At 56.1% G+C, this 2,516-nt stretch carries 3 protein-coding genes; 2 read left to right on the plus strand and 1 reads right to left on the minus strand.

Annotated elements, in window-relative coordinates; genetic code table 11:
* Nucleotides 1-554: DUF5677 domain-containing protein (locus IWX62_RS16080; RefSeq protein ID WP_196842418.1), on the minus strand; the 554-nt coding region annotated here is incomplete at its 3' end.
* Nucleotides 555-784: 230 nt separating this feature from the next.
* Between IWX62_RS16080 and IWX62_RS16085 the strand changes: the two genes are divergently transcribed.
* Both IWX62_RS16085 and IWX62_RS16090 read left to right on the plus strand, forming a co-directional pair.
* Nucleotides 785-1,354: a hypothetical protein gene (locus IWX62_RS16085; RefSeq protein WP_196842419.1), complete on the plus strand. Its 570-nt coding sequence runs from the start codon at nucleotides 785-787 to the stop codon at nucleotides 1,352-1,354.
* 121 nt (nucleotides 1,355-1,475) lie between these two features.
* Nucleotides 1,476-2,081: a hypothetical protein gene (locus tag IWX62_RS16090; protein ID WP_196842420.1), complete on the plus strand. Its 606-nt coding sequence runs from the start codon at nucleotides 1,476-1,478 to the stop codon at nucleotides 2,079-2,081.
* The last annotated feature ends 435 nt before the right edge of the window (nucleotides 2,082-2,516 follow it).

A 2,516-nucleotide genomic window follows, 5' to 3' on the forward strand; every position in this document is an offset into this window, starting at 1 on the left:
TGGGCAGATCCGATGGCCATGACCGGGCAGTTTTCATGGCCACCAGCGGGCAGTAATGCTGGCCACCCGTGGGCACCTTTAACTGGCCCTTGACAAAAGGCTTCTAACTTGGCCAGACGCTCTGGATCTATCGGCCGGCCCGTTGCCTCGTCATACTGCATTGTGAGGATTTGCTCAGTGGTCTTTTGGAGCAACCCGTATCTCAGATATTGGAGCGTCGCTTCTGAGCGATCGTGCATCTTAGACAGGAACTCAATGTTCGCTAGCAACTCCAGAAGCTGGCGAAGCAAAGATTGTGCCATCTCCCAATGGCCGTTCTCCACTAGTAGACGCACGGATTTCAGAGTGTTGATCCCTCGGACCAAGACGCCCTGGTCAAAGTCAAACAATGGCGAGTGCACTGCTGGGAAGCTACGCCGTGCAGCGTCATGGGCCTCCTCGTCAACCTCATCCAAAAGCTGCACAACAGCTTTCAGGGTCGCAGACGGCTTAACAATCCGGACATCCGCCGGGCGAGCAGGGTTTCTCGAATTTTTCTTTTTCTTTTTGGTCATAAGGCATTCAATCACCGGCTTACGGACAAATGTTCAGTCCTCGACTGAAATCGGAAGCGGCTGATTAGCACTACTAGTCGTGGGAGGCATGGCGCCCAGGGGATCTCGTCCCAGCGGAAGATCGGTCGGTCCCTGACGTTGCTCCCACGCGCCTTCACCAAACAGCCTCTGCCCGTCCCCTCCCCGATATCCTGCTGGAGTGCACAAACTAGCTAAAGGACTGCGTTCTCATGGATTTGTCACCTGAAGTACTGCAAGCCGGAGTGAACCTCGCGGAGAGCATGGCGCGTAACAGCGGCACTCTCATTTGGAACAGGATTCGAGCGGCGCGTGACTCGGGGCGCCACGAGGAGGCCGTCACCGCGCTGGAGGAGATCATTAACGAGCTTCTCGCAGACAAGCAGGAGCTAGTTGCTATAGCGAAGTCGTATCAGTCCGAGCTGGTCTCTCAACAGCTCAACGCAGGGGATGTTCAGTACATCGTTGGGACCTTGTTTCCGCTTGTGAAGCAGTTCTTGGAAGCCAGCTCGGGCGAGGATACGGAGAAGCTGGAGCAGCTAGAAGCGTTGAAGCCGCTCCTATCGGTGGAGACGGTCAACGTTCTGCAGCTGCTCGGGTTCAACTTCCGTAGAGCTATTGGTGAGCCTCTAACGGCGCTCTGTGAAAATCTGATTACTTCCCACGTGAACCGCTCGACTGAGCTTCAGCTAGAGCAGTTGAAGAATCAGCAGGCGCTGGTTTCCTTAGCCCTCGATGAGGCGGCGTTCCAACGCTTCCTTGCACTCACGGGTCAAAGCTGACCTCTGACACCACGATCTCGCTTCTTGGGCAGAAAAAACGTCAACCTTTGTCGCCGTCCAACTACTACTGGCCGTCAACTAAGGTGTGCAAAGCGCACCAAGGATGATCTAGATTCAGCACATGGGTACAACAGCGAAGGGCAGGAAGCAGATCAACAAGCTTCTTCTCCATTCTAAGGAGCAAGCGCTCCCTCTCCGCATACTTCGCGACAGCGGCGGCTTACGAACAGAATTTGGCGTGGTGCTCGACCTGTCCGAGGAATGGGTGCTTCTGGCGGAACTTCGCGAAGGAGTGATGCAGGACGGCTACGTAGCCTTCCAGACCAATCAGATCAGGCGAGCCAATGTCTCCGATGCGTTCATCAACTTTGTCCGCGACAACAACCCCTGGCCCCCACACACCCCAGTCCTGACCGCTGACCTCAGTGATCCCGAACGCCTCATTAGGACAGCGGTCAAGACGGCAGGTGTCGTTTCGCTCTACAGAGAAGATAAGTATCCTGACCAACTGCTCATAGGCATCCCAGTTAAGTGGAGCAAAAAGCGTCTGTGGCTTTTCACGATCGATGAGCACGGACGCTGGGAGTCATTCCTAGACCGGTTCCGTTTGCGAGACATCACGAGGATCGGGTTCGGCGGGGATTACGAACGCGCCGTTGCCACGACAGCTGGCCCAATGCCAGAGCGAGTTCCAGAGAAAGACGATCGAGGTAAAAAGGTGGGGTAATCACGACTTTGCGCGGAGCGCGACCGTCGTAACTTTCCGACCGGAGAGTGCCCCCGTTTCTGCAACTTCATGTCTACCCGAGTCCGTTGAGGAATCCGTCGCTGGTGCGCTTTCCGACGAGGCGTGGATGGAATGCCGGCCGTTCCCCTTCCCCGAACTACGGGAGCGTCTCGGAACTGTCTCGTACTTTTGTCCTGCATCCCATGAGTTGTACGATATTGGACCATATTGCCCTTGTCGTACCTTCACCGGGCATATTCTCAGGCGGGGTATACGCGAACCGAAAAGTCCAGGTTCTATATGGGACTTTTGGGGCGTGGGAGTGGGGCGGACGTGTCGCGGGTTACGTCCCGTGGGGTGGTGTAGTTTCCCGCGGTGAGCGCGTTGCTCCGGCGACGTGGTGAGCCATCGTGCGATGGTCAGTGAGTACCGATC

Origin of the sequence: Arthrobacter sp. CAN_A1 (assembly GCF_015751665.1) — a bacterium.
GTDB lineage: Bacteria > Actinomycetota > Actinomycetes > Actinomycetales > Micrococcaceae > Arthrobacter_D.

Coding starts and splice junctions, on each gene's coding strand:
- IWX62_RS16085 (WP_196842419.1), top strand. CDS start 785: ATGGATTTGTCACCTGAAGTACTGCAAGCCGGAGTGAACCTCGCGGAG.
- IWX62_RS16090 (WP_196842420.1), top strand. CDS start 1,476: ATGGGTACAACAGCGAAGGGCAGGAAGCAGATCAACAAGCTTCTTCTC.